This window comes from Geodermatophilus sp. TF02-6 (genome assembly GCF_003319115.1).
Taxonomy (GTDB): domain Bacteria; phylum Actinomycetota; class Actinomycetes; order Mycobacteriales; family Geodermatophilaceae; genus Geodermatophilus.
On record NZ_QOHF01000001.1, the window covers coordinates 405,514 to 429,852 of the forward strand.

17 protein-coding genes are annotated in these 24,339 nt (G+C 74.1%); 9 read left to right on the top strand and 8 right to left on the bottom strand.

Annotation, left to right across the window (positions count from 1 at the left end; genetic code table 11):
• Positions 1-18 precede the first annotated feature (18 nt).
• From DQ238_RS01925 to benA, 4 genes are all read right to left on the bottom strand, one after another.
• Complete coding sequence (locus DQ238_RS01925; RefSeq protein ID WP_113779585.1) at positions 19-2,811, bottom strand: LuxR C-terminal-related transcriptional regulator; 2,793 nt, start codon at positions 2,809-2,811, stop codon at positions 19-21.
• A 60-nt stretch (positions 2,812-2,871) separates the two neighbouring features.
• Positions 2,872-5,634, bottom strand: a complete 2,763-nt coding sequence (gene benC / locus DQ238_RS01930; RefSeq protein WP_233495627.1) for a benzoate 1,2-dioxygenase electron transfer component BenC — start codon at positions 5,632-5,634, stop codon at positions 2,872-2,874.
• Positions 5,635-5,697: 63 nt separating this feature from the next.
• Positions 5,698-6,243, bottom strand: coding sequence for a benzoate 1,2-dioxygenase small subunit (benB, locus tag DQ238_RS01935; protein ID WP_113779587.1), 546 nt, complete (start codon positions 6,241-6,243; stop codon positions 5,698-5,700).
• Positions 6,244-6,248: 5 nt separating this feature from the next.
• A complete protein-coding gene (benA, locus tag DQ238_RS01940; RefSeq protein ID WP_113779588.1) occupies positions 6,249-7,625 on the bottom strand; it encodes a benzoate 1,2-dioxygenase large subunit in 1,377 nt (458 codons plus the stop codon).
• Between the two features lie 244 nt (positions 7,626-7,869).
• Between benA and DQ238_RS01945 the strand changes: the two genes are divergently transcribed.
• The 6 genes from DQ238_RS01945 to DQ238_RS01975 all read left to right on the top strand — a co-directional run bounded on the left by DQ238_RS01945 (position 7,870) and on the right by DQ238_RS01975 (position 14,194).
• A complete protein-coding gene (locus tag DQ238_RS01945; protein WP_113779589.1) occupies positions 7,870-8,835 on the top strand; it encodes a LysR substrate-binding domain-containing protein in 966 nt (321 codons plus the stop codon).
• Entirely contained in the window at positions 8,832-9,935 is a 1,104-nt protein-coding gene (locus DQ238_RS01950) for a mandelate racemase/muconate lactonizing enzyme family protein (protein ID WP_113779590.1), read from the top strand. Before DQ238_RS01945 ends, DQ238_RS01950 begins: the two co-directional genes overlap by 4 nt.
• 55 nt (positions 9,936-9,990) lie before the next feature.
• Positions 9,991-10,845 carry a catechol 1,2-dioxygenase gene (gene catA / locus DQ238_RS01955; protein ID WP_113779591.1) on the top strand — a complete coding sequence of 285 codons (855 nt, stop codon included), beginning with the start codon at positions 9,991-9,993 and terminating at the stop codon, positions 10,843-10,845.
• Positions 10,842-11,228, top strand: coding sequence for a muconolactone Delta-isomerase (gene catC / locus DQ238_RS01960; RefSeq protein WP_233495628.1), 387 nt, complete (start codon positions 10,842-10,844; stop codon positions 11,226-11,228). The genes catA and catC overlap by 4 nt, the downstream gene beginning before the upstream one ends.
• 188 nt (positions 11,229-11,416) lie before the next feature.
• Positions 11,417-12,817 carry an MFS transporter gene (locus DQ238_RS01965; protein WP_113779592.1) on the top strand — a complete coding sequence of 467 codons (1,401 nt, stop codon included), beginning with the start codon at positions 11,417-11,419 and terminating at the stop codon, positions 12,815-12,817.
• Positions 12,818-13,525: 708 nt separating this feature from the next.
• On the top strand, positions 13,526-14,194 hold the full coding sequence (locus DQ238_RS01975) for a permease (protein WP_113779593.1): 669 nt from the start codon (positions 13,526-13,528) through the stop codon (positions 14,192-14,194).
• Between the two features lie 174 nt (positions 14,195-14,368).
• Here the strand turns inward: DQ238_RS01975 and DQ238_RS01980 are convergent, their stop codons facing one another.
• Complete coding sequence (locus DQ238_RS01980; RefSeq protein ID WP_233495629.1) at positions 14,369-16,552, bottom strand: MMPL family transporter; 2,184 nt, start codon at positions 16,550-16,552, stop codon at positions 14,369-14,371.
• A gap of 295 nt (positions 16,553-16,847) precedes the next feature.
• On the opposite strand from DQ238_RS01980, the gene DQ238_RS01985 reads away from it, so the two are divergent.
• Together DQ238_RS01985 and DQ238_RS01990 are read left to right on the top strand one after the other, a co-directional pair.
• Positions 16,848-18,692: a glycoside hydrolase family 15 protein gene (locus tag DQ238_RS01985; RefSeq protein ID WP_113779595.1), complete on the top strand. Its 1,845-nt coding sequence runs from the start codon at positions 16,848-16,850 to the stop codon at positions 18,690-18,692.
• Positions 18,689-20,047 carry a glucose-6-phosphate dehydrogenase gene (locus DQ238_RS01990; protein ID WP_113779596.1) on the top strand — a complete coding sequence of 453 codons (1,359 nt, stop codon included), beginning with the start codon at positions 18,689-18,691 and terminating at the stop codon, positions 20,045-20,047. The genes DQ238_RS01985 and DQ238_RS01990 overlap by 4 nt, the downstream gene beginning before the upstream one ends.
• A 13-nt stretch (positions 20,048-20,060) precedes the next feature.
• On the opposite strand, the gene DQ238_RS01995 is transcribed toward DQ238_RS01990, so the two are convergent.
• The 3 genes from DQ238_RS01995 to DQ238_RS02005 all read right to left on the bottom strand — a co-directional run bounded on the left by DQ238_RS01995 (position 20,061) and on the right by DQ238_RS02005 (position 22,978).
• Positions 20,061-20,603 (bottom strand): copper chaperone PCu(A)C, encoded by a 543-nt coding sequence (locus DQ238_RS01995; protein ID WP_113779597.1) that lies wholly within the window; start codon positions 20,601-20,603, stop codon positions 20,061-20,063.
• Positions 20,600-21,169 (bottom strand): HdeD family acid-resistance protein, encoded by a 570-nt coding sequence (locus tag DQ238_RS02000; RefSeq protein WP_113779598.1) that lies wholly within the window; start codon positions 21,167-21,169, stop codon positions 20,600-20,602. Before DQ238_RS02000 ends, DQ238_RS01995 begins: the two co-directional genes overlap by 4 nt.
• A 186-nt stretch (positions 21,170-21,355) precedes the next feature.
• Positions 21,356-22,978: a phospholipase D family protein gene (locus tag DQ238_RS02005; protein ID WP_113779599.1), complete on the bottom strand. Its 1,623-nt coding sequence runs from the start codon at positions 22,976-22,978 to the stop codon at positions 21,356-21,358.
• Between the two features lie 112 nt (positions 22,979-23,090).
• Here DQ238_RS02005 and DQ238_RS02010 point away from each other — a divergent pair, with 112 nt between their 5' ends.
• Entirely contained in the window at positions 23,091-24,314 is a 1,224-nt protein-coding gene (locus tag DQ238_RS02010) for an aromatic acid exporter family protein (protein ID WP_158550691.1), read from the top strand.
• Positions 24,315-24,339 lie beyond the last annotated feature (25 nt).

Genomic DNA, 24,339 nt, shown 5'->3' on the forward strand with positions numbered 1-24,339 from the left:
GGGTCGGGAGGTACGGGATCACCGGGCAGGTGGTCGACGTGGTTCCGTGGTGAGCCCGTACCGCCGCGCCGGGGCGGGATCTGCCCGAGCGGGCTGACCAGCGAAGCGCGCCGCGAGCTCGGAGCGCGACCGGACGCCGAGCTTCGCGTAGACCCGGGTGAGGTGGAACTGCACGGTCTTGACCGACAGCAGCATCGACGCAGCCACCTCCCTGTTGGTCAGGCCGGTCGCGACGAGGGTGGCGACGGTCCGCTCCTGCTCGGTGAGGTTCTCGGTGCCGGGCTCGGCTGCGCGGGGGGCGGGCCGGCCGGTCCTCAGCTCTCGGTCGCAGCGCTCCACGTAGACCCGGGCACCGAGCGCGGCGAAGGACTGGCGTGCCGTGGTGAACAGCGCCGCGGCGTCCCGTCGGCGGCCGACGCGGCGCAGCGTGACGCCGTGGGCGAAGTCCACCCGGGCACGCTCGTACGGCAGCGGCAGCCCGGTCAGCCGGGCCCGCGCCTCCTCGAACGCCTGCTCCGCGCCCGGCAGATCGCCGCGGGCGGCCAGCAGCCGGCCGCGGACGTAGCCGAGCCGGGCGCCCGCGGAGCGGTGACCTCGCCGGTGCACCGTCGCCTCGAGCGGGGCGAGGAACTCCTCGGCCTCGGCGAGCCGGTCGGTCACGACCAGCGCGTTGGCGTAGACGTCGTGCCAGGGCCAGAAGCCCGGTTCGTCGAGACCGCCGCGCGGCGTCCGGACGGCGAGGGGAGCGAGGTGGCGGACGACCGCGGCGTAGTCCGACGCCGCCTCGGCCACGGACGCCCGGGCGAGCAGCGCGGGGACGGTCATGACGGTGTAGTCGTGCTCGGCGGCCGCGCCGAGGCGCAGGTGCCGCTCGGCGTCCTCGTGCTGGCCCCGGAGGGCGTGGACCTGGGCGCCGGTCCAGTGGACGAGGGGGCGCAGCAGGTCCAGCCCGGTGGCGGCGAGCAGGGCCTCGGCCTGACCGACGGCGTCCAGGGCCCCGGGCCAGTCACCCAGGGCGAAGCGGGTCCGGGCCAGCCACACCAGGGCCCACAGGGAGATGCGGTTCGAGCCGGTCTGCTGCACGGTCGGGACGGCGAACTCCAGCTCGCGCCGGGCTGCCTCGGGCCGGTCCTGCGCCAGGTACAGCCAGCCCAGCCCCATCCGGGCGCGCTGGTGCTGGGGTCCCGCGGGGCTCTCGGTGACCGCGTGCCGGTAGGCGGTGAACGCCTCGTCGACCGCGCCCCGGGCCGCGTGCCCCAGCCCGGCGATGGCGCGGGACTCGACCGCGGCCGGGGAGCCGGGCTCGGCGTGCTCGACCGCCCGGCCGGCCCACCGCACCAGCTCGTCGCCGTCCCAGTCGGCCAGGGCGTGCAGCACGTGGCGCTGGCAGACGACGGCGGCGGCACCGCGGTCGGTCCCCCGGAGGCGCCAGGCGGTGTCGAGGTGGGCGGCGGCCTCGGCCCGGCGGCCGCGCTGGACGGCGACGTAGGCGAGCACGGCGTCGCGGCGGGGGCCGGCGGGCAGCGCCTCCACCTCGGGGAGGGCGTCCACGGCCGGACCGAGCAGACCGGCTCCGGCCAGCGCGTCGACGGCCTGGACGAGGCGGGCCTCGCGGTCGGCGCGGGTGGGGCTGATCCGGCCGGCGTCGACGAGCGCGCCGGCGACGACGGCCCACGCCCCCTCGTCCGCCTTGCGCCGCGCCAGCTCCACCAGCTCGTCGGCGAGGCGGGCGTCCGGGAGCGGGGCCGCCTCGACCCGGTGGCGCAGCCGCTCGGTGTCGTCGGTGACCACGGCGGCCGCGCGCAGGTGCAGCTCGTGCCGCGCCCGCGGCGAGAGGGTCGCGTACACGGCGCCGCGGACGAACCGCTCCGGGAAGATCAGCGCGTCCAGGCCGTGCCCGGCGGCGGTCGCCAGGAGGCCGGCGGCGCAGGCCTCGTCGAGAGCGGCGATCGGGTCGGCGAGCCCGGTCAGGGCCGCGGCGTCGGCGAGGACGGGATCGCGGCCGAGCACGGCCGCCGCCTCGACCAGCGCCCGGGTGGCAGGTGTGCAGCGGTCGAGCGCCTGCTGCACGCGGCGCTGGATGCTGGCCGGCGCGGGCAGCCGGGTCTGCCAGTCCGACCAGCGGACCGGTGGAGAGTCACCGAGCACCTCCAGGAGGTGGCCGGGGATGCCGGCGGTGTGCTCGCAGAGTCGCCGGGCGACCGGCATCGGCAGGTCGACCGCCGCCACCCGCGCGGCGAGCAGCTGGGTCTCGGGCGGTCCGAGCCGCAGCACGGGGACGGAGGTGGCCGCGAGCCGGTCGAGGACGGCGCCGGCCTCCGCGTCGCCGGTGTCCGGCTCCCCGGTGGCCCGGGCGAGCAGCAGCACGACCGGGGCGCGGCGGATGCGCGCGACCGCGGAGGCGATCGCCTGCAGCGAGACCGGGTCCGCGGAGTGTGCGTCGTCGACGACGACCAGCAGCGGCTGCTCCCCGGCCCGGGCCGCCCAGCGCCGGGCGAGCACCCCGCCGAGGTCGACCGGGTCGTCGCCGGCCGGTCCCGGCGGGGTGTCCCCGGGGTCGTCGGCGAGCAGCCGCCGGGCGAGCGCACCCGCCCGGCGGCTCTCCCACGGCAGCCCGGGAGCCGCCGTCGTCGGCAGCTCCGGGTGCCGGCGGAGGAACCGGCGCAGCAGCGTGGTCTTGCCGATCCCGGCCGGGCCCTCGACGACGGCGGCCACCGGCCCGTCGGTGGCCGCCCGGTCGAGCAGCGCCTCGAGCTGCGCGGTCTCGGCGGCCAGCCCGACGACGTGGAGGTCCTCGTCGCCCGGGCTCACGTCGACACCGTAGGGCCGTCGGGAGGCGGCTCCCCCGTGGCGAGCCGCCCGCTCGGCGGCTCAGCCGAGGTCGCCACCGGCCACGGGCAGGACGGTGCCGGTGACGTAGGAGGCCTCCTCCGAGGCCAGGAAGGTGATGGCCGCGGCTTGCTCGTCGAGGGTGCCGTAGCGCTTCATCAGCGACGACTCCACCGTCTGGTCGACGATCGTCCGGTACCAGTCCTTCTCCTGCTCGGTCGCGGGTGCGGGGCCGCGCGGGGTGCGGCGCGGCGGGGCGTCGGTGCCGCCGGGCGCGGTGGCGACGACGCGCACGCCGTGCGGCGCCATCTCCAGCGCCAGCGCGGTGGTGATGGCGTTGACCCCGCCCTTGGCCGCGGCGTACGGGAGCCGGTTGAGCCCCCGGGTGGCCACTGAGGACACGTTGACGATCGTGCCGCGGCCCCGTTCCACCATGTGCGGCACGACCGCCCGGCAGCACCACAGCGTCGGCCACAGCGACCGGTTGATCTCGGCCTGGATCTGCTCGGGCGGGTAGTGCTCGAACGGCTTGGCCCAGATCGTGCCGCCGACGGTGTGGACGGCGACGTCGATCCGGCCGAACCGCGCCAGCGCGGCGTCCACGACCGACTGCGCGCCCTCCCAGGTCTCCAGGTCGGCGACGACCGGGATCGCCTCCGCCCCGGGCTGACCCAGTTCCCCGGCCAGGTCGCGCACCAGCTCGGCCCGGTCGGCCAGCACCAGGGCTCCGCCCTCGGCGCTGATCCGCCGCGCCGTGCGCTCGCCGATCCCCTGTCCGGCGCCGGTGACCAGGACGACCTGGCCGGCGAACCGGCCCGGGGTGACGAACCGGGGGCGGCGACCTGCGGCGAGGTCGTGCATGGCCCGGCGGGTGGTCTCCTTGGACCGTTCCGCGTGCTCGGCGATCAGGATCCGGGCCCGCTCGCGGTCGCCGTCCCGGAACGCCTCGACGATGTCGAGGTGGTCCTGCGCGCACCGCGGGTGGACCCAGGTGGCCGAGCGCAGCGACTCCTCCATGTGCCCCTTGACGCCGAGCGCCTGGTAGGCGCGCAGCAGGTGCTCGTTGCCGGTGAGGGTGAACAGGTAGTCGTGGAACGCGGCGTTGGTCTCGGTGTAGGCCGCCGCGTCGACGAACCGGTCGCCCTCGACGTAGGGCACGGTGGCCTCGGCCAGCACCCGGTAGCCGACGAGCTGCTGGTGCGCCAGGCGCCCGATGGTGAGCTCGAGCGCGCCCAGCTCCAGCGCCCGGCGGGCGTCGAAGAGGGCATCGGACTCGTGCACCGACGGGTGCTCCTCGCCGATCTGGTAGCCGTCGGCGGTGATCGAGTAGCCGTCCGCGGTCAACGCCGGCTCGATCCCCGCGTCCTCGATCCCGGCGTCCGGCCGGCCGGTCGGCGCCTCGGGCGCCGGCGGGGTGAGCTGCTCCAGCGCCACCTCCGGCAGCATCTCCTGGCCCGCGACGGCGCGGGCACCGACGGCGGGCACGAGGTCGTCGGCGTCGTCCACGGGCCGGATGTCGCCGGTGGCGACGGGCTCCCCCAGCCGCTGCCCCGCCAGGCGCCACAGGTCCGCCGGCGACTCGGTCCGCGGCCCGGCTCCGTCGGCGCCGAGTGGGGAGAGCTCGACCGGCGGGAACAGGGTCTGCCCGGCCGACGTCCGGCCCTCCCGGCCGTCCAGCTCCAGCAGCTCGGCCACGGTGTCCGGGACGACGACGGCCGGCACCGGCGGCGGCTCGACAGCGGCCTCCTCGGGCTCCGGCACGACCGCCCCGGGCTCCGGTTCGACGACCTCCTCGGGGGCTTGCGTCGGGACCGCGGCCAGCGCGAACTTCTCGTAGTAGAAGCCCGAGGGGGTCACCCCCAGCCCGGCGACGTGCGTGCGCACCGCCTCCACCATGGCCGGCGGGCCGCACAGGTACACCGCGGCGCCGCCGTCGTGCAGGTGCTCGGGCCCGTACAGGCCGGTGACGTAGCCCTGGTTGGGGGCCTTGGTCGCGGGGTCGGCGACGCAGTAGTCCCAGGTGAGCCCCTCGACGGCGCCCGCCAGGTGCGCGATGGTCTCCATCTCCACCAGGTCGTCGTCGGTCGTGACCCCGTAGACCAGGTGCATCCGGCGGTCACTGCGGTTCCCCTCGAGGGTCCGCAGGATCGACAGGATCGGCGCCAGCCCGGTCCCGCCGGCCAGCAGCAGCAGCGGGGCGTCGGACTCGCGCAGGAAGAAGCTGCCGTGCGGGCCGGTGAAGGTGATCTCGTCACCCACCGCGGCCCGCTCCTCCAGCCAGGTCGACATGACCCCACCCGGCGTCAGCTTGACCAGGAAGGTCAGCTGCTCGTCCTGCGGAGCGCTGGAGAAGGAGTACGACCGGGACTCCTCGGTGCCGGGGACGGCGATGTTGACGTACTGCCCCGGGAGGAACGCCAGGGCGTCCCGGTCGGCGATCTCGACGGCCAGCCGGACCGTCGTCGGGGAGAGCCGGTCCAGCGCGGTGATCCGACCGCGGTGGGTGGCGGCGCTGGTCTTGGCCACGGCCGACGTGGTCGCGATCTGCAGCACCAGGTCCGAGCGCGGCTTCATGCTGCAGGGCAGCACGTACCCGCTCTCGGCCTCGTCGTCGGACAGCGCGTCCTCGAGGTAGGTGCCCCCGTCGAACTCGCCCGACTCGCAGAGGGCCTTGCACGTGCCGCACGCGCCGTCGCGGCAGTCCAGCGGGATGTTGATCCGTGCCCGGTAGGACGCGTCGGCGACGGTCTGGTCGTCCCGGCAGGTGATGAAGCGGGTGACCCCGTCCTCGAACGCGAGTGCCACGCGGTGGTCCATGGGAGATCTCTTCCGCAGCTCGGTGGAGGAACAGCCCGGGCAGGCTGCTGCTCAGAGGTGGTAGACGTCGACGACGTGGTGGATGTAGTCGTTCTTGAGCACCACGGTCTTGCGCCGGATGAGCGGCGCGGGCCCGGAGAAGTCGATCGTGTAGAACGACGTCCCGTAGTACGGGTCGACGGTCTTGTACCGGAAGTACATGGTGTGCCAGTTGAACCGGACGTCGACCAGGTCGCCGCGGCGCTCGATGACCTCGACGTTGGTGATGTTGTGGCTCGTGCGCGGCTCCGGTAGCGACGTCGCGCTCGAGCGCTCGGTGCGGATCCGGAAGACGCGGTCCTCGAGCCCACCCTTGGTGGGGTAGTAGATGAGGGACATCTCCCGCTGCGGGTCCTCGGTGAGCCGGTCGTCGTCGGCCCACGACGGCATCCAGAAGACGACGTCGTCGGCGTAGCACGAGAGCCACTTCTCGAACTCGCGGTCGTCGAGGTAGCGGGCCTCGCGGTAGAGGAACTGCTCGATGGCGTTCTGGGTGATCAGCTTGCCGCCCGCGGAGGCGGCCTGACCCGCCTCGACGGGGCTCTGCGTGGCGGTCATGACGGTCAGCCCTCCGTGGTCGGGACGTCGATGCCGAAGTGCTTCTCCACGGCCGCCCGCATCGTCTGCAGCCAGTAGCCGTGCTGGACGGGGTAGAGCCCCTCGTCCTCGTTGCGCACACCGGCGGAGATGACGCCGTCCATGCCGAGGGACGTCGCGACCTCGTCGGGCCCGGGAAGCCAGTGCTCGGCACCGCGGCTCATGTCGTTCCACGGCGCGGCGGTGGCCTGGAAGGTGAGCTGGCAGGAGCGGAACTCCTCCAGGTCGTCCGGGGTGGCCATGCCCGAGGCGTTGAAGAAGTCCTCGTACTGGCGGATCCGGTGCGCACGGGCCTCGGCGCTCTCGCCCTTGGGCGCGATGCAGTAGATGGTGACCTCGGTCCGGTCCGGCGCGATCGGCCGGAAGTGCCGGATCTGGGTGCTGAACTGGTCCATCAGGTAGACGTTCGGGTAGAGGCACAGGTTGCGGGAGCCCTTGACCATGAACTCGCCCTTGGCGTCGCCGAACTGCTCCTTGAGCTCATCCAGGCGGTCCCACAGCGGGCGGTCCTGGGGGTTGGCCGCCCAGGTCCACAGGCACAGGTGCCCGTTGGGGTAGGACCAGTAGCCGCCGCCGGACTTGCCCCAGCCGCCGGCGTCCAGCGCCTTGGTGGTGTTCTTCGACTCGCCGGTGCTGCGCCGCGAGGTCGTGGCCGCGTAGTTCCAGTGGGTCGCGCTGACGTGGTAGCCGTCGGCGCCGTTCTCCGCCTGGACCTTCCAGTTGCCGTCGTAGGTGTAGGTCGAGGAGCCGCGCAGCACCTCCAGCCCCTCGGGCGACTGGTCGACGAGCATGTCGATGACCGTGGTGGTGTCACCGAGGTGCTCGGCGAGCGTGCTCACGTCGGGGTTGAGGCTGCCGAAGAGGAACCCGCGGTAGCTGTCGAACCGCGCGACCGTGACCAGGTCGTGGGAGCCGTCCGTGTCGAAGCTCGCCGGGTAGCCGGCGCCGTCCGGGTCCTTGACCTTGAGCAGCTTGCCGTCGTTGCGGAACGTCCAGCCGTGGAACGGGCAGGTCAGCGTCATGCGGTTGTCGGTCTTGCGGCGGCAGAGCATCGCGCCGCGGTGCGCACAGGCGTTGATGAGGCAGTGCAGCTCGCCCTTCTTGTCGCGCGTGATGACGACGGGCTGGCGGCCGATGTAGGTGGTGAAGTAGTCGCCGGGGTCGGGGACCTGGCTCTCGTGCGCGAGGTAGACCCAGTTGCCCTCGAAGATGTGGGTCATCTCGAGCTCGAAGGTCTCCTCGTCGGTGAAGATCCGACGGTTGGCGCGGAAGATCCCGGCCTCGGGGTCGTCGACGACGGCGTCGGCGAGGACGTCGCGGACGTGCGTCACGTCGGCGGTCATGGCAGCCTCCGGTCCAGTGGGCGGTGGGTCGAGTGCGCTCCACCCACTGTCGGTGGCGCCGGTCACGTCCGCGTCGGCAATCTGCCTAGTCCTGACCAGGACCCTGTCGAGACGAGCAGCGTCTGAGTTCAGCCGAACTCGGTCTTTGTGGATGCACGACGGCGGTCCTAACGTTGGGTCCGTCACAGCAGGCGGGGCGGGGGGCCCACCCTGGAGCCGGGATCGAGCGACGACGGGAGGGCACGTGGAGATCCGCCAGCTGCACTACTTCCTCACCGTGGCCCGGACCCGTCACTTCGGGCGGGCGGCCGACCGTCTGCACATGGCCCAGTCCCCGCTGTCCCAGGCCATCCGCCAGTTGGAGGCCCAGCTCGGGGTTGCGCTGTTCACCCGGACGACGCGACGGGTCGAGCTCACACCCGCCGGTGAGGCCCTCCTGCAGGACGCCGAACGCATCCTCGACTCGATCGAAGCGGCGCGGACGCGGGTCCAGCTCGTCGGCGCCGGCAACACCGGCCTGCTCCGCGTCGGGTCGACCGGGCTGGCGGCGCTCCGTCAGCTGCCCCAGCTGGCCCGGATCGCCACCCGGGAGGTACCCGGCCTGGTGCTGCGGTTCCAACCCGACCTGCTCACCCCGGCGCAGGAGGCCGCCCTCGAGGAGGACCGGATCGACCTCGCCGTGCTCCGGCCACCGCTGCGCCGCACGGGGCTGTCGTCCCGGCTGATCACCCGGGAGCGCGTCGTCCTCGTCGCGCCCCGCAGCCACCGTCTGGCCGGTGAGGAGCCGGTCGGGCTGGCCGAGCTGCGGGACGAGGACTTCGTCGTCTACGGCGTCCCCCACTCGGTCGTCGACACCGTCGTGACCCAGGCCTGTCTCGCCGCCGGCTTCCTGCCGCGGCGCACCCACCAGGCCGCCGAGACCTCGATCGTGCTCACGCTCGTCGCCGCCGGCCTGGGGGTGGCGCTGCTGCCCGAGTCGGTCCTGGCCCTGCACGTCGAGGGGGTCCGCTTCGTGCCCGTCGCCGACGACGTGCACATCGACCTGGCCCTCGCCTGGCGCAGCGACGACCCCTCCCCTGCCCTCGCCCGGTTGCTGGAGGCGCTGGAGGCCAACGGGTTCATCGCACCCGACCTCGCACCCGACCTCGCACCCGACATGGCTCTCGACGCGCCGGCACCAGACGCCGTACCTCTCGGAGGAGCCCGGTGAAGATCGTCAGGATCGAGGCGATCCCGTTCGCGATCCCGTACGCGAAGCCCCTGCGCTTCGCCAGCGGCGAGGTGCACGTCGCCGACCACGTGCTGGTGCGGGTGCACACCGACGACGGTGTGGTCGGCGTCGCCGAGGCGCCGCCGCGGCCGTACACCTACGGCGAGACCCAGGAGTCCATCGTCGCGGTGGTCGAGAAGCTCTTCGCGCCGGAGCTGGTCGGCCTCACCCTGCTGGAGCGCGAGACCGTGCACGCGCGGATGGACCGCACCGTCGGCAACCCGGCCGCCAAGGCCGCCGTCGACATGGCGATCTGGGATGCCCAGGGCCGCACGCTCGGTCTCTGCGTCTCGGACCTGCTCGGCGGCTTCACCGACCGGATGCGGGTGTCGCACATGGTGGGGTTCGCGCCCGACGCCGAGATGGTCGCCGAGGCCGAGCGCGTCCGCGACCGCTACGGCATCCGGACCTTCAAGGTGAAGGTCGGCCGGCGTCCCGTCGAGCTCGACGTCGGCGCCTGCCGGGCGCTGCGGGCCGCGCTCGGGCCGGACGTGGAGCTCTACGTCGACGGCAACCGCGGCTGGACCCCGTCGGAGGCAGCGCGGGCCCTGCGCGCGATGGCCGACCTCGACCTGACGCTGTCCGAGGAGCTCTGCCCGGCCGACGACGTGCTCGGGCGCCGCTGGCTCACCGCGCAGACGACGGTGCCCACCGTCGCCGACGAGAGCGCTCCGACGCCCGGCGCCGTCACCCGCGAGCTGCTCGACGGCGCGGCGACCATGATCAGCATCAAGACGGCCCGCACCGGGTTCAGCACTTCGCAGCGCATCCTGCACCAGTGCGAAGGCCTCGGCGCCGAGGTCGTCATGGGCAACCAGATCGACGGCCAGATCGGCACCGCCTGCACCGTCGCCTTCGGTGCCGCGCACCGCAGCTCGTCGCGCCGCGCCGGCGAGCTCTCGAACTTCCTGGACATGAGCGACGACCTGCTGACCGAGCCGCTGGAGATCTCCGGCGGCGAGCTCACCGTCCGTCCCGGACCGGGGATCGGCGTCGACGTCGACCCCGACAAGCTCGCGCACTACCGCCGGGACCGCTGAATCGGCCCTCCACTCCACCGCACCGTCCCCATCCGCACCGACGCAGGAGAGCACCATGACCACACCCACCGCCCCCAGCCCGACCGCCGCCGGCTCCGGCCGCTCGGCCACCGAGCGCTTCTCCCAGAAGGAGCTCAGCGCCGGAGCGGTCGACCAGGCCCGCGTCTCGGCCATCGCCACCGACGCCATCCAGGCGCTGCACGAGGTCATCCGCAGGCACCACGTCCACTACGCCGAGTACGACGCCCTCAAGGCGTGGCTGATCCGGGTCGGGGAGGACGGCGAGTGGCCGCTGTTCCTCGACGTCTGGCTCGAGCACGTGGTCGAGGAGGTCGTCAACGCCGACCGCCTGGGCACCAGCGGCACCATCGAGGGCCCGTACTACATCCCCGGCTCGCCGGAGTTCCGCAGCGAGGCCACCCTGCCGATGCGCGACGGCGAGAAGGGGACCCCGTTCCTGTTCCAGGGCACCGTCACCGACCTCGACGGCAACCCGCTGGAGGGCGCCCGCGTCGAGCTGTGGCACGCCGACGACGACGGCTACTACTCCCAGTACGCGCCGGGGATCCCGGAGTGGAACCTGCGCGGGACCATCCTGACCGGCCCCGACGGCCGGTTCGCGTTCTCCACCATCAAGCCGGCGCCGTACCAGATTCCGACCGACGGCTCGTGCGGCGCGCTGATCGCGGCGGCCGGCTGGCACGCGTGGCGCCCGGCCCACCTGCACCTGAAGGTGTCGGCGCCCGGCAAGCAGCTGATCACCACGCAGCTGTACTTCGAGGGCGGCGAGCACGTCGAGGACGACGTCGCCTCCGCCGTGAAGCCCGAGCTGATCCTGCGCCCGACCCCGGCCGCCTCGGGAAACGGCGAGGAGGTCACCTACGACTTCACGCTGGACCCGGCGGCGTGACCGAGCTCTACGCCGTGCGCATGGACGTCGCGCTGCCGCCGGACATGGATCCGGCGGCACGCGACGACCTGCTCGCCCGGGAGAAGGCCTACTCGCAAGCCTGGCAGCGCTCCGGGCACTGGCCGCACATCTGGCGGTGCGTCGGCGAGTACGCCAACCTCAGCGTCTTCGCGGTGGACAGCAACGAGCAGCTGCACCAGATCCTCTGGGGCCTGCCGCTGTTCCCCTACATGTCGATCACGGTCACTCCCCTGGCCCCGCACCCGTCGGACATCGCGCAGGACCCGGCGCCCGAGAACACCGCGCAGGACCCGGCGCCTGGGAACACCGCGCAGGACCCGGCGCCCGAGCGCACCGCTGCAGCTGACGCGTCCTCCGACTGAACCCCGCCCCACCGCACGGCCCGCACCAGACCCGCACCACGGCACGACCAGGCCGCCCGGCGTCCGACACCTCCGCCCGGCACGCCTCCCCTTCCCATCCCCTGGCGACGTCGCTCGCCGGGTGCCCCCTGCCCTGCTCCGGCTGCCATGCCGTCTGCGAGCCAGGGCCCGTCTCGAGGAGGACAGCAGTGGCATCACTCCGGCAGGACGAAGCCGTCCGGCAGGACGCGCTCCGCCGCAGGTCGGTCACGTGGATCGTCTCGCTGGCCACGGTCGGCCTGGTCTTCGACGGCTACGACCTGGTCGTCTACGGGACCGTCGTCCCACGCTTCCTGCGCGACCCCGGCCAGATCGGGGAGGTGACGCCGGCCGTGGCCGGGGCCCTCGGCAGCTACGCCCTCATCGGCGTGCTCGTCGGGGCGCTGCTGGCCGGCAGCGTCGCCGACGTCATCGGCCGGCGGAAGGTCGTGCTCACCGCCTACGCGTGGTTCTCCGTCGGCATGGCGCTGACCGCGCTGGCGACGACCACGACGGCCTTCGGCCTGCTCCGCTTCGTCACCGGCATCGGGGTCGGCGCGCTGGTCGCCACCACCGGTGCCCTGGTGGCCGAGTTCGCGCCCGCGGGCCGGAAGAACGTGGCCAACGCCATCACCTACTCCGGGGTGCCGCTGGGCAGCCTGCTCGCCGCGCTGCTGGCCATCCTGCTGCTGGACACCATCGGCTGGCGGGGCATGTTCTGGATCGGCGCGCTGCCGCTGGTGACGCTGCTGCCGCTGGCCCTCCTCAAGATGCCCGAGTCGCCGACCTGGCTGGCCTCCCGCGGCCGGATCGAGGAGGCGCGGGCGGTCGCGGCGCGCACCGGCGTCCCGCTCGCCGAGCCGGGCGCCGAGGGGCCGCAAGCCGCCACCCCGGCCTCCGAGGGCCGGGCGGGCTTCGCCGGGCTGGCCAGCCGGATCTACCTGCTGCCCACCATCCTGCTCGGCCTGCTCAGCGCGACCGGCCTGCTCCTGGTCTACGCGCTCAACACCTGGCTGCCCGAGCTCATGGGCCGCGCCGGCTTCTCCACCAACGGATCGCTGGCCTTCCTGCTGGTCCTCAACGGCGGCGCGGTCCTGGGCGCACTGGCCGCCTCCCGCTTCGCCGACCGATTCGGCCCCAAGCCGGTGGTGGCCGCGTCCTTCCTGCTCGGCGCGGCGGCCATCGCGCTGCTGACCGTGAGCCTCCCGCTCGGCGTGCTGCTGGCGTTCGTCGCGGTCGTCGGGCTGGGCACGAGCGGGACGCAGATCCTCATCTACGGCTTCGTCGCGACCTACTACCGCACGAACGTGCGCAGCGCCGGTGTGGCCTGGTGCGCCGGCTTCGGTCGACTCGGCGGCATCGGTGGTCCCCTGATCGGCGGTGTGCTCGTCGCCTCCGGCATCGCGCTCAACTCGATCTTCTACGCGTTGACCGCCCTGGCCGTGTGCGGCGCGCTGCTGGCCCTGCTCGTGCCGACGTCGGGCTCCCGGCACGCGCAGGCCGCCCGGCGGGCAGCACCGGCCAGGCTCGCGGTGGAGCCGGGCAACCTGCTCGCCCGCACGGCCGAGTAGCGGCTTCGCGCCCACGAACGCACGACGGACCAACCTCGGACGCCGAACTGCGGCGTCCGAGGCTGGTCCGTCGACGGGCCCGTCGTCGGTGCCGCAGCGGCGTCATCAACGCGCGCACGCGGGCCGGCATGCGATGCGGGATCCACCAAGCTCAAGGACTTCCGGGCGGTCGCGGTGCGCACCGACAAGCGCGAGTTCGTCTTCCGCGGCACGATCGACGTCGCCTCGGTCAAGGTCTGGCTCCGCCACCCCGCGAAGCAAGATCCAGGAGATCCGCCCTAGCTCCGACCGCGACCGAGTCCGATCCCATGGCCTGCTCCGTTCGGGCGACGGTGACGGCGACAGCCATCGGCGAGAGTACGTCGCGGCGCGGAACCGGCGCTCATCCGACCGGCGGGTCGCTGCGCGTGGTGTCCTGCTGGCGGCGGCTGTGCGCCGTCCGGGCGATGGCGTTGCTGGCCGTCGGGCTGGTGATCGCGGTGGAGGTGAACAGGACCAGGCCGGTGAGGTGCCTCGCCCAGGGGAGACGAGACCCACCGTGGATCCGCGGGGGCGCACGGCGCCGAGCACGTCCGATCGGACGGGCACGCAGCGGGCGTGTCCCGCAACTCGATGTGTCGAGACGAGCGAGCACTGGGCATGGAACACGTGTCCGAGTCGTCCTGAGCAGAAGGGGCGCAATCAGGAGGAACACTGAGAGGTGGACAGATGACGAGCAGTGGATCCCGCCCGGTGCGCGGCGAGGGGATGACATCCGGGACGACGGCGCCCGATGTGGTGATGCGGGACAACGTGGCCGCCCAGGGCGCCCACGAGGCGAGCTACGGCAACATGATCGCGATCCCGCCGCGGAGGGACCGCGTCCGGTGGGGGCCGGTGTGGGCGGGCCTGGTGGTGGCGCTGCCCACCTTCCTGCTCCTGGAGGTGATCACCCTGGCCCTCGGCTGGTGGGACATCGCCGAGCCGGGCGGCACGAACGCCGGGTGGATCAGCGGGCTCATGGGGCTGCTGGCCTTCTTCCTCGGCGGGCTGACCGCCGGCGCCAGCTCCATGTGGCGGGGCAGCAACGACGGGCTGCTGCACGGCATCCTCGTCTGGGCCCTGGGCATCGTCTCGATCCTCGGCCTGGCCCTGTTGGGCGGCGGCGCCCTGCTCGGCCCGGTCGCCCAGGTCGTCACCGACGTGGCCAACGTCGGGGCGGTCAACGCGCCCAACATCGACCCCGCACAGGCGGCCGAGACCGCCCGGGCCAGCGCCAGCTGGGCCTCGCTGGGTCTGGGCCTGACCATCATCGCCGCCGCCCTCGGCGGCGTCCTCGGCGCCAAGATGTGGCCCTCGCAGAAGGACATCGACCGCGAGCAGGCCGCGCTCCGCTGACCGGCTGCCGGGCACCCCGTTGGATCTCGGGGTGCCCGGCGGCTCCACATCGGCTTGCCGTCGCTGGCTGCGCCTGCGCAGCGGCAGCCCACTCGCCTCCGTCGGTGCGCACGGGGGCAGCGCCACCCTGGCCCCGCTCGCCGCCCGGGTCGCCACCGGGCAGGGACGACCCGGTCAGGCGGACTGTTCCCCGGCGCCCACACGATCGGCCTGCGGCAGGTCCTCGCGCGGGGCCGAGGTGCGGATGCGCCGGCTGGGCCAGCTCGCGGCCGACCCGAGGAGGGTGAGCAGGGCCGGGGTGATGACCGGACGGACGAGGAAGGTGTCGAGGAGCACGCCGGCGGCCATGGTGAACGCCAGCTGCCGGAACGCTCCCAGCGGGATGATGGCCACCATCGCGAAGGTGGCGGCGAGGATGATCCCGGCAGCGCTGATGGCCCGGCCGGTGGCCGGCAGGGCGATGGCGATGGCCCTGCTCAGCGGGTGGCGGACGGCCGCCGTCCAGATCGACCCGACGGCGAAGACGTTGTAGTCCGAACCGAGCGCCAGCAGCAGCACCGCGGCGACGAACGGGACGTAGAAGGTCAGTCCGGGGTCGTCGCCCAGGACCTGGAAGACGACGACCGCCAGGCCGAGTGCGGAGGCCACGCTGAGTGCGTTGCAGGCCAGCAGCAGCACGGGCGCCACCAGGGCCCGCAGGTACACCACCAGGATCGCCAGGGTCACCACGAGTGCGACCGGGATGGTGCTCCACAGGTCTGAGCGGGTCAGCTCCACCAGTTCGGATGCGACCGCGGTCTGCCCGGTCACCGCCGCCTCGGCGTCCTCGACCCCCGCCTCGGCCACCAGGGTCGGCAGCCGCTGCTGCAGGACCCGCAGGTCGTCGATCGCGGACGCGGCCAGCGGGTCGCTGTCGAACACCACGACGTAGCGGGCGGCGTCCCCGTCCCGGGAGAAGACGATCCCGAACCTCTGGGGCAGCGGGTTCTGCGCCGGGCCCAGTACCCAGGCGACCCCCGGCTGGGCGGCGATGGCCTGCTGCAGCCGGTCCAGGGCCGCCCGCTGGCCGGCGACGTCGGGCCCCTCGATGAGGACCTCGGTCGGCCCGACGACGCCTCCGATGCCCGCCTCGTCCAGCACCTGCGCGCCCTGCTGCACCCGGTCGTCCGAAGGCAGGCCGGAGGTGAAGGACACGTCCAACCGCATGGCCGCCATGGGTGCGGCGAGGACGGCGAGCAGGGCCACGCCCAGGCCGACCGCGACGGCCGCGCTCCGCCGGCCGGTGACCACACGGACCAGCCGCCCCGGCTCCCGTGGAGCCACACCGGCCGGGACCTGACCGGCCCGCGGCCGGAGCGGCCAGAACAACCCGCTTCCCAGGATGGCCAGCAGGGCGGGCACGAGGGTCAGCGAGACGAAGACGCCGAGCAGGACGGTCAGCGCCAGCGCCGGCCCGAACGCCCGGAACAGCGTGAAGTCGGCCACCAGGAGCGCCGCGGTCCCGGCGGCGACGGTGAGGCCGGCCACCGCGACGATGGGCCCCTCGAGGGCGTAGGCGTGCCGCGCCGCCTCGTGCCGGGGCAGACCCCGCTCCAGCTGCAAGCGGAAGTTGTTGAACAGCAGCACGCAGTAGTCCGTGACCACGCCGATGAACAACGCCGCCGTCAGCGGCCGCAGCTCGTCGGGCAGCGCGAAGCCCAGGGCCCCGGCCGCGACGTCGAGCGTCTGGTACGCCACCAGGTAGCCCAGGCCGGCCACCAGCAGCACCACCAGCGGGGCGACCAGCGAGCGGAACACCAGCGCGACCATCAGGGCGATGAGCGCCAGGGTGCCGAGCTCGAACACCGGCAGCCGCGAGATCAGGTGATCACCCTGCCGCAGCTGCGCGGGCAGCAGCCCGGTGACGTAGGTCTGCACGCCGGGCTGGTCGAAGTGGGCGGCGTACTCCCGGGCCAGGGCCGCGGTCTGGGTCGACGAGGTGCCCTGTGTCACGTACAGGTAGGTGACCGCGACCTCCGGCGCGGCGGTCGGGATGGGCACCGCCGCGAGGATCTGCCCCCTTCCGGAGGGGACCTCCCCCTGCAAGGTCGCCCGGGTGTGCTCCAGCGCCCACAGGGCGACGTCGGCGCGGGTGGCCAGGTCCAGCCCCTCCGGGTCGTGCACCACGACCGACGTCTGGGACAGCACCGGCACGGTGAACTGGGCCAGCGACCGCTGCTGCACGGCCACGGCCTCGCTGTCCGAGGGCAGCAGGCCGCCGAGGGCGCCGCCGCCCCCCGAGCCCCCGGACGGCAGGGAGACGGCCAGCGCGGCGGCCGCGACCCAGGCGAGGACGACGACCCAGCGTCCGGAGATCACGGCGCTCCGGACCAGCCGGCCGAGGGATCCGGTCCTCCGCCGCGGCCGCCCACCGGACGACGCCGGACCGCCCAGTGACGTCACGTGTCCCCCAGCGTGGTCGTCGGACGGGAGGTGCTCTCCGCACTCGGAGGGTAGGTCCGCTCGGCGGCGGCCCGCAGCGCGAGAGGCCGTCCGCGCGCTGCGCCGGCGCGCTGCCCCGGCACGGCACGGCGGTCCCGCAGGTCCTGGGTTCGAACCAGCCGCGGAACGGGCAGCAGTGCAGGACGCCCACGCCACCGGAGGACCGTGCGCCATGCCGACCCGCCCGCTGACCCGCATCGACGGCTTCCTGCCCATCGAGGACCACGGGCTGATCGGGGACGGCGCCACCTGCGCGCTGGTCGCCCGCGACGGGTCGATCCCGTGGCTGTGCCTGCCGGACTTCGACAGCCGGCCGTTCCTGGCCGGGCTGCTCGACCCCGAGCGCGGCGGGCACCTCACCGTCACCCCGGTCGGCCTGCGGGAGTCCGGACAGCGCTACCTCGAGGACACCGGCGTCCTGGTCACCGAGCTGCGCGGCCCGGAGGGCGTCCTGGAGGTCACCGACTGCATGACGCTGCGCACCGGCGCCGACCTGGACGAGCAGGTGCCCCCGGGGCGCGGGGAGCTGCTGCGGCTGGCGCGGGTGGCCAGCGGCACGGTGGAGGTCGACGTCCGGCTCGCACCGCTGGACCCGGTGCAGGTCACCCACGAGGGCGGAGCCTGGCGGATCCGGTGGGGCGCCCGGCCGGACCTGCACGTGCTGCTGTGGTGCTCGCACGAGCTGGCGCCGGCCCGGGACGGCTCGATCGGCGGCCGGGTGACCCTGCGGGACGGGGAGCGGCTGACCGTCGCCCTGCACTGGTCGGGGCACACCCGCGTCCTGTACCGCACCGACCCCGACCAACTGGTGGAGCGCACCGTGGCCGCCTGGCGCCGCTGGGCCGGCTGCCTGCAGTACGAGGGACCGCAGCAGGCGCTGGTCCGGCGCTCGGCGTTGACGCTGAAGCTGCTCGACCACACGCCCACCGGCGCGCTCACGGCCGCGGCCACCTCCTCGCTGCCCGAGGTGATTGGCGGCGTGCGCAACTGGGACTACCGCTACACCTGGGTGCGCGACGCGGCGTTCTCCACCTACGCGCTGCGCCGCATCGGCATGCACGCCGAGTCGGCGTCGTTCCTGGCCTGGACGCTGACCAACGCCGAGCGCGACGATCGGGTCAGCATCATGTACACCCTCGCCGGCGGGCAGCCCTCCACCGAGTGGGAGGACGTCGCCCTGGCCGGCTACCGCGGCTCGGCGCCGGTGCGCTGGGGCAACGGCGCGGCCGGGCAGCGGCAGCACGACGTCTACGGCGAGCTGCTCGACGTGGCCTACCAGTGGGTGCGCTCCGGTGGCGCGGTCGACGCCCACCTGTGGCGGGTGCTGTGCCGGCTCACCGACCAGGCCACCGAGCGCTGGGACACCCCGGACGCCGGCCCCTGGGAGATCCGCGACACCGGCCGCCCGTTCACCTACTCGGTGGCCCTGTGCTCGGTGGCCGTCGACCGGGCGCTGCGCATCGCCGACCAGTGCGACCTGCCGCACCCGCGCGAGCGGTGGCGGAGCGTGCTGGAGGAGATCCGGTCCACCCTGTTCGACCGGGCGTGGGATCCCGACCGCAACACCTTCACCGAGCACCTGGCCGACGCCGAGGGTCGCGGGCGGGGCGGGTTGGACGGCTCGCTGCTGGCGCTGCCCCTGCGCCGGGTGGTCGCCGCCGACGACCCTCGCATGGTGGCCACCGTCGAGGCCGCCCGCCGGGAACTGGGGGCCGGTGACGGGCTGCTCTACCGCTACCTGCACACCGAGTCGCCCGACGGGCTGCCCGGCCAGGAGGGCGCCTTCCTGCTGTGCAGCTTCTGGCTGGTGGACAACCTCACCGGCCAGGGCCGCCTCGACGAGGCGCACGAGCTGTACGACTCGCTGTGCGGCCGGGCCACCGAGCTCGGCCTGCTCGCCGAGGAGGTCGACCCGGGCACCGGCGCGTTCCTCGGCAACTTCCCGCAGGCGTTCAGCCACGTCGGGGTCATCTCCAGCGGCTCGACGCTGGCACGTGCAGAGGAGGAACGGCGATGAACCGCTCACTGGTGGTCCTCGGCGGCACCGGCGACCTGACCGGCCGGCTGCTGCTGCCCTCCCTGGCCGCCCTCGCGGCCGCCGACGATCTCCCGCCGGACTTCGAGGTCCGCGCGGTCGACCGCAAGGACTGGGACGACGAGACGTACCGGCAGTGGGCGCGCGAGCGGCTGGCCGCGCACGCCCCCGAGGTCGCCGAGGCCGCCCGCGAGCGGCTGGTCGACCACCTGCGCTACAGCCGGGGGGACGTCACCGATGCGGATCAACTGCGGAAGGCGCTCGAACAGGCGCCCGGGGTGCCGATCGTGTACCTGGCGCTGCCCAACACCATCTTCCGGCCCACGCTGGAGGCGCTGATCGAGATCGGGCTGCCCGAGGGTGCGCAGATCGTCGTGGAGAAGCCCTTCGGTCGCGACCAGGCCGACGCGCGGGTGCTCAACGAGCTGCTGCACCGGCTGGTGCCGGAGAACGCCGTGTTCCGCATCGACCACTTCCTGGCGCGGCAGACGGCGCTCAACATCCTCGGGCTGCGCTTCGCCAATCGGGTGTTCGAGCCGATCTGGAACGGCGGCCACGTCGAGCGGGTCGAGCTCGTCTACGACGAGGTCCTGGGCCTGGAGGGGCGGGCCGGCTACTACGACACCGCCGGCGCGCTGCGCGACGTGCTGCAGAACCACCTGCTGCAACTGCTCGCCCTGGTGGCCATGGAGCCGCCGTTCGCCTTCGACGACGTCACGCTGCCCGCGCACAAGGCCGACGTGCTGCGCGCGGTCCGCCCGCCGGCGGACATGGTCCGGGACACGGTGCGCGGCCGCTACACCGCCGGCACGATCGGGGACCGCCGGCTGCCCGACTACGTGGCCGAGGAGGGCGTCGACCCCTCCCGCGACACCGAGACCTACGCGGAGTTCACCGTCACCGTGGACAACTGGCGGTGGGCCGGCGTGCCGTTCCGGCTGCGCACCGGCAAGGCCCTGGGCACCCGACGCCGGGAGGTCGCCGTCCACTTCCGGCCGGTCCCCCAACTCCCCTTCGGGGACGAGGACCCTCCACCCGACGTGCTGCGGCTGCGCCTGGACCCCCACGACGGGATCACCCTGGAGCTCAACCTCAACGGCGCCGGCGACCCCTTCGACCTGGAACGCCAGGCGCTCGAGGTCGACCTGCCCCGCCAGGAGCTGCCCGCCCACGCGATCCTGATCCGCGAGCTGTTGGCCGGGGACACCACCCTGTCGATCAGCGACGTCGAGGCCGAACAGAGCTGGCGCATCGTCGAACCCATCCTGGCCGCCTGGGCCGCCGGCGAGGTGCCGCTGCGGGAGTACCCGGCCGGATCGGCGGGGCCGGTCGGCTGAGCGGACCGGCGGGTCAGCCCGGTTGGCTCGCCTGCTCGCGCAGCCAGCGGTCGAGGGTCAGCCGCAGCGGCGCGCTGACCGGGGCGTCCACCGTGACCTCCCCGGCCCGCTCGAAGGTGAAGGTGACCGGCAGGGACTGCGAGCTGCGCAGGGTCTCGTCGATGTGCACCAGGACCAGCACCGGCCCGTCAGGGCCGTCGGTGAACACCGTCTGCCCGGCGGGGATGGTGATCCCCGGGTCGCTCGACTCCGGGTTCTCGTCCACCACCGCCCCGGAGAAGTCCGGACCGGATACGCCGACGAGCTGGTCGTCCTCACCCCCGGTGTTGACCATCGCGACCCCCAGGAGGGCGGCCGAGCCGATCTCGTAGATGCCCCCGGGCGGGTTGTCCAGCCGGATGTTGCGCAGCTCCATGTCCCCGACCGAGGCCTCGACGCCGGGACCGCTCGTCTGCCCCTGGTCGGCCCCACCACAGCCGGCCAGGACGGCGGGCGCGACCAGCAGCCCACCCAGCAGCGCACCGGTCCGGCGCCGGCCTGCGGTGGCGGCGTTCACCGCAGCTCCGCAGAGCCGGGAACCCGGTCCAGGGCGTCGGTGCGCCGCACCCGGAGCCGACCGAAGAGCAGCAGCATGATCCCGTCGGCCAGCGCCTGCACGCCGAGCAGCACCCCGAGCAGGGTGAACGTCGCCGCCCACAGGTTGAACAGCACGATCAGGCCCAGCACGATGCCCACCACGCCGCTGAGGACCAGCGCCGCCCGGGGCGCGCCCCGGTCGAAGGCCATGACCAGCCGGACGATCCCGCCGACCAGGAACAGCGACCCGGCGATCAGGGTCAGCGTCAGGGCGGCCGTACCGGGGTAGCGGAGCAACATCAGGCCCAGCACCAGCAGCACGCCGCCGCTGAGTGCGGTGGCCCAGAACCCGCCCCGGCCGATCTGGAACACCGCCGCGATGAGGGCGACCACGCCGCCGACCAGCCCCAGCCAGCCGAGGAAGAGCACCGAGACGACGGTCGCCAGCACGACGTGCGCCAGGATGACCACGCCCGCGATCACCAGCAGGATGCCCAGGACGACGTCCCACCCGCTGCGCCGGCGTTCCAGCACCGCTCCGGTCATGTCCGCTCCCCTCAGCAGTGACACCACCGCCGAGGGTCCCGTACCCCCGGGAGGCGCGGCAAGACCGTGCGGAGCCGGTGATCGTTGATCCCGCCGGCGCCCTCTTCCGAGGGGTGGGGAGGAGGAGCGGCCCTCCTGCAGGGTCCCGCCGTGAGCTTGCGAGCGGTGGGGGGCAGGAGGGTCCTTTCAGAAGGCCCGCCGCAGGCGCATCCGCCAGGGGCGGCCGTCGGGGTCGTAGGCCAGGTCGTACACCGGGGTGATCAGCCACCGTGCCCAGTCGGGACCCTGCCGCGGAGGATGGGCGCGCAACCGTCCGGCCGGTCGCGGCCCGCGGCGCCCGCCGGCGTGCCAGGCGTCCAGCTCCGCGGCGGCCCGGGACAGCGCACCGGCGGCCTCGTCCGGGTCCAGCAGGTCGGCGTCGTCGCCGTCGACCCGGCCCAGGTGCTCGCGCATCAGGGCCAGCCGCAGCCCCCGCGCGAAGGTCCGCGCACCGTCGCCCAGCCCGCCGGGATCGACCGGCGCGCGGCCGTCGCGTTCCTCGTCCAGGACGGCGGCGGTCAGCTCCGAGTCGTGCGTCCAGGACCGCCGGTTGAGGTTGGCGCTGCCCACCGCGGCCCAGACGTCGTCGACGACGCAGAGCTTGGCGTGCACGTACACCGGGCGGCCGGCCTCGTTCTCCAGGTCGAACAGCTGCACCCGGTCCCCGCCGGCCGCCAGCACCGTCGTCCAGGCCGAGTTCTGCCCGTGCAGGGAGGCCGGGGCGTCTAAGTGCCCCTCACCGTCGATGTACCGGGGGACGACGGCGATCAGCCGCAGCTCAGGAGACCGGCGCAGGGCGGCGGCGAAGATCCGGGCGACATCGTGCGACCACAGGTACTGGTCCTCGACGTAGACCAGCCGGCGGGCACGGGACAGGGCCTTGGCGTAGCCCCGGGCCACGCTGCGCTCGCCGTCCGGCGCGAACGGGTGGGCCGGGCGCCGCCGGGGATACGTGCGCAGCAGCTGCACGGTGCAGCGGCCCGCCGAAGCGGACGGGGGCGCTGCTGGAGGAAGCGGATCCGGCGTCCGGCCGATCCCGTGCAGCCGGTCCGGGATCGTGTGCCAGGGCCACCGGGTCGGCGGAGCCGGATCGGCCCACCGCTGCCGGAACACCGTCTCCACGTCGCGCACCGCCGGGCCGCGCAGCTCCAGGTGGACGTCGTGCCAGGCCGGGGTCGGGCCGTACACCTCGCGGAAGTCCCGGGCCTGCCGGTCCCCGGGGTGCGGGCTGCCATCGCGACGGGAGTGCGCCGTGTCGATTCCCCCGAGGAAGGCCACCTGACCCGTCCCGCCGTTGCTCACGACGAACTTCTGGTGGTGGCAGCCCATCGGGCGCACCCGCTGGTCGAGCAGCATGCGACCACCCGCGGCGGTCACCGCCCGCGCCAGAGAGCGGTTGGCCTCCAGGGTGTAGCCGATCACCTCGGGGTGGGAGCGCCACAGCAGCCCGCGGACCAGCGCTCCGCGGCAGGCGGCCCCGACCAGCGCGGCGGCCACCGGCGGTCCGCCGTCGTCGAGCAGCTCGTCGGGCTCGGCCCGCCAGCCGGCGAACAGGACGACGTCCCCCTCCCCTGCCCGGGCCAGGGTCGCGGCCAGCACCGGGAGGTAGCTGCGGCCGTCCACCAGGGCCCGCACCGCGTTGCCCTCCCGCCAGGCGGGCAGGCCGGCGTGCTCGTTGCCGCGCTGGTCGGCGGAGAGCAGCCACGGGTGGCCGCCGCTCAGTTCCCGCGCCCACCGCGGTTCGCGACGGCGTTTCCCGGATCTGACCACGACTCGCGAGCCACCTCTCCCTCCGCCCGGGCTCGCCGCCCGGCCCTCCCGCGGCTACCCCTGCCGACAGCGGGGTATGCCGACGGCGACCGACAGGGGGTGGACCGGTCGGATGCAGAGCAGCGGAGCGGGGCGGTGGCCGGTGCTCGACCGCGGGTCGGCGCTGGCGAGGACGGCCGAGGCCGGGTGGCCGATCGTGCAGCAGACGGCGGCGGCGGCGGTGGCGTGGGTGATCGCGGTGGCCGTCGTCGACCAGGACACCCCCTTCTTCGCCCCCATCGCCGCGGTCGTCGGGCTCAACGCGACCCTGGGGCGGCGCGGCTCCAACGCGGTGCGGCTGCTGGTCGGCGTGGTCGTGGGCATCGTCGTCGGCGAGCTGGCCGTCGCGGTGGCCGGCGGCGGGCTGTGGACGCTGACCGCGGCCACGCTCGTCGCCATGGTCGTGGCTCAGCTGGTCGACGGCGCCCGGATCGTGATGGCGCAGGCCGCGGTCGCCGCCATCCTGATCACCGCCTTCGGGAACCCGGCCGAGGGGGTGTACCGGCTGCTCGAAGCCCTCATCGGCGGCGGCGTGGCGCTGGTGTTCAGCCAGCTGGTGTTCGCCCCGGAACCGCTGCGGCTGCTGCGCCGCGCGGAGACGGCGGTGCTGACCGTCCTGGCCGACGGCCTCCGGCTGACCGCGGACGCGCTCGAGCACGACGACCCGGCGCCGGCCGACCAGGCCCTGACCGAGCTGCGCGGGCTGCGCGACCGGCTGGCCGACCTGAGCACGATGCGCAAGGCCAGCGACCGCATCGTGCGTCACTCGGCGACCTGGCGGTCGAGGAGGGCTCCGGTGGTCCGCGAGCGGGAGAGCGCCGACCAGCTGGACCTGCTCGCCGGCAGCTGTCTCATGCTCACCCGGACGGCGATGGCGACCAGGCCCGAGCAGCGGACCAGCCTGGGGCCCGTCGTGCGGCAGCTCTCAGAGGCGGTCGCCGCCTTGGCCGAGCAGCCCGGCGACCGCCCGGCCCGTCAGCGGGCGGCCGAACACGCGCTCGAGCTGGCCCGCTGGGTGATCCAGCACGGCGCGGCGGTCGAGGTCCAGTCACCCATGGCCGCCGCCTGTGCCGCGGTGCGGAGGGTGGCGATCGACGTGATGGTCTTCGCGGGGGTCGAACCGGCCCAGGCGCTGGGTGCGGTGGACGCCGCCGTCCGAGTCCAGGTCGCCGACCCACCGCAGGCACCCCGGATGCGCTGGCCGTGGCACCGTAGCCGTGCGGGTCGGGCCGGTTCGCAGCGCGCGGTGCCCGGCAGCTCCTCCGGCGGCAGCAGACCGGTCGAGCCGGCCGGGTAGTCCACGGAGATCGGCGAGTCTGGAG

Excerpts from the sequence above, each read along its gene's own strand:
- benA (WP_113779588.1), bottom strand. The coding sequence starts at position 7,625 with ATGACCGCCGACGTGACGCACGTCCGCGACGTCCTCGCCGACGCCGTC.
- benB (WP_113779587.1), bottom strand. The coding sequence starts at position 6,243 with ATGACCGCCACGCAGAGCCCCGTCGAGGCGGGTCAGGCCGCCTCCGCG.
- DQ238_RS02000 (WP_113779598.1), bottom strand. The coding sequence starts at position 21,169 with ATGACCGGAGCGGTGCTGGAACGCCGGCGCAGCGGGTGGGACGTCGTC.
- catA (WP_113779591.1), top strand. The coding sequence starts at position 9,991 with ATGACCACACCCACCGCCCCCAGCCCGACCGCCGCCGGCTCCGGCCGC.
- DQ238_RS01985 (WP_113779595.1), top strand. The coding sequence starts at position 16,848 with ATGCCGACCCGCCCGCTGACCCGCATCGACGGCTTCCTGCCCATCGAG.
- DQ238_RS01975 (WP_113779593.1), top strand. The coding sequence starts at position 13,526 with ATGACGAGCAGTGGATCCCGCCCGGTGCGCGGCGAGGGGATGACATCC.
- DQ238_RS01990 (WP_113779596.1), top strand. The coding sequence starts at position 18,689 with ATGAACCGCTCACTGGTGGTCCTCGGCGGCACCGGCGACCTGACCGGC.
- DQ238_RS02010 (WP_158550691.1), top strand. The coding sequence starts at position 23,091 with ATGCAGAGCAGCGGAGCGGGGCGGTGGCCGGTGCTCGACCGCGGGTCG.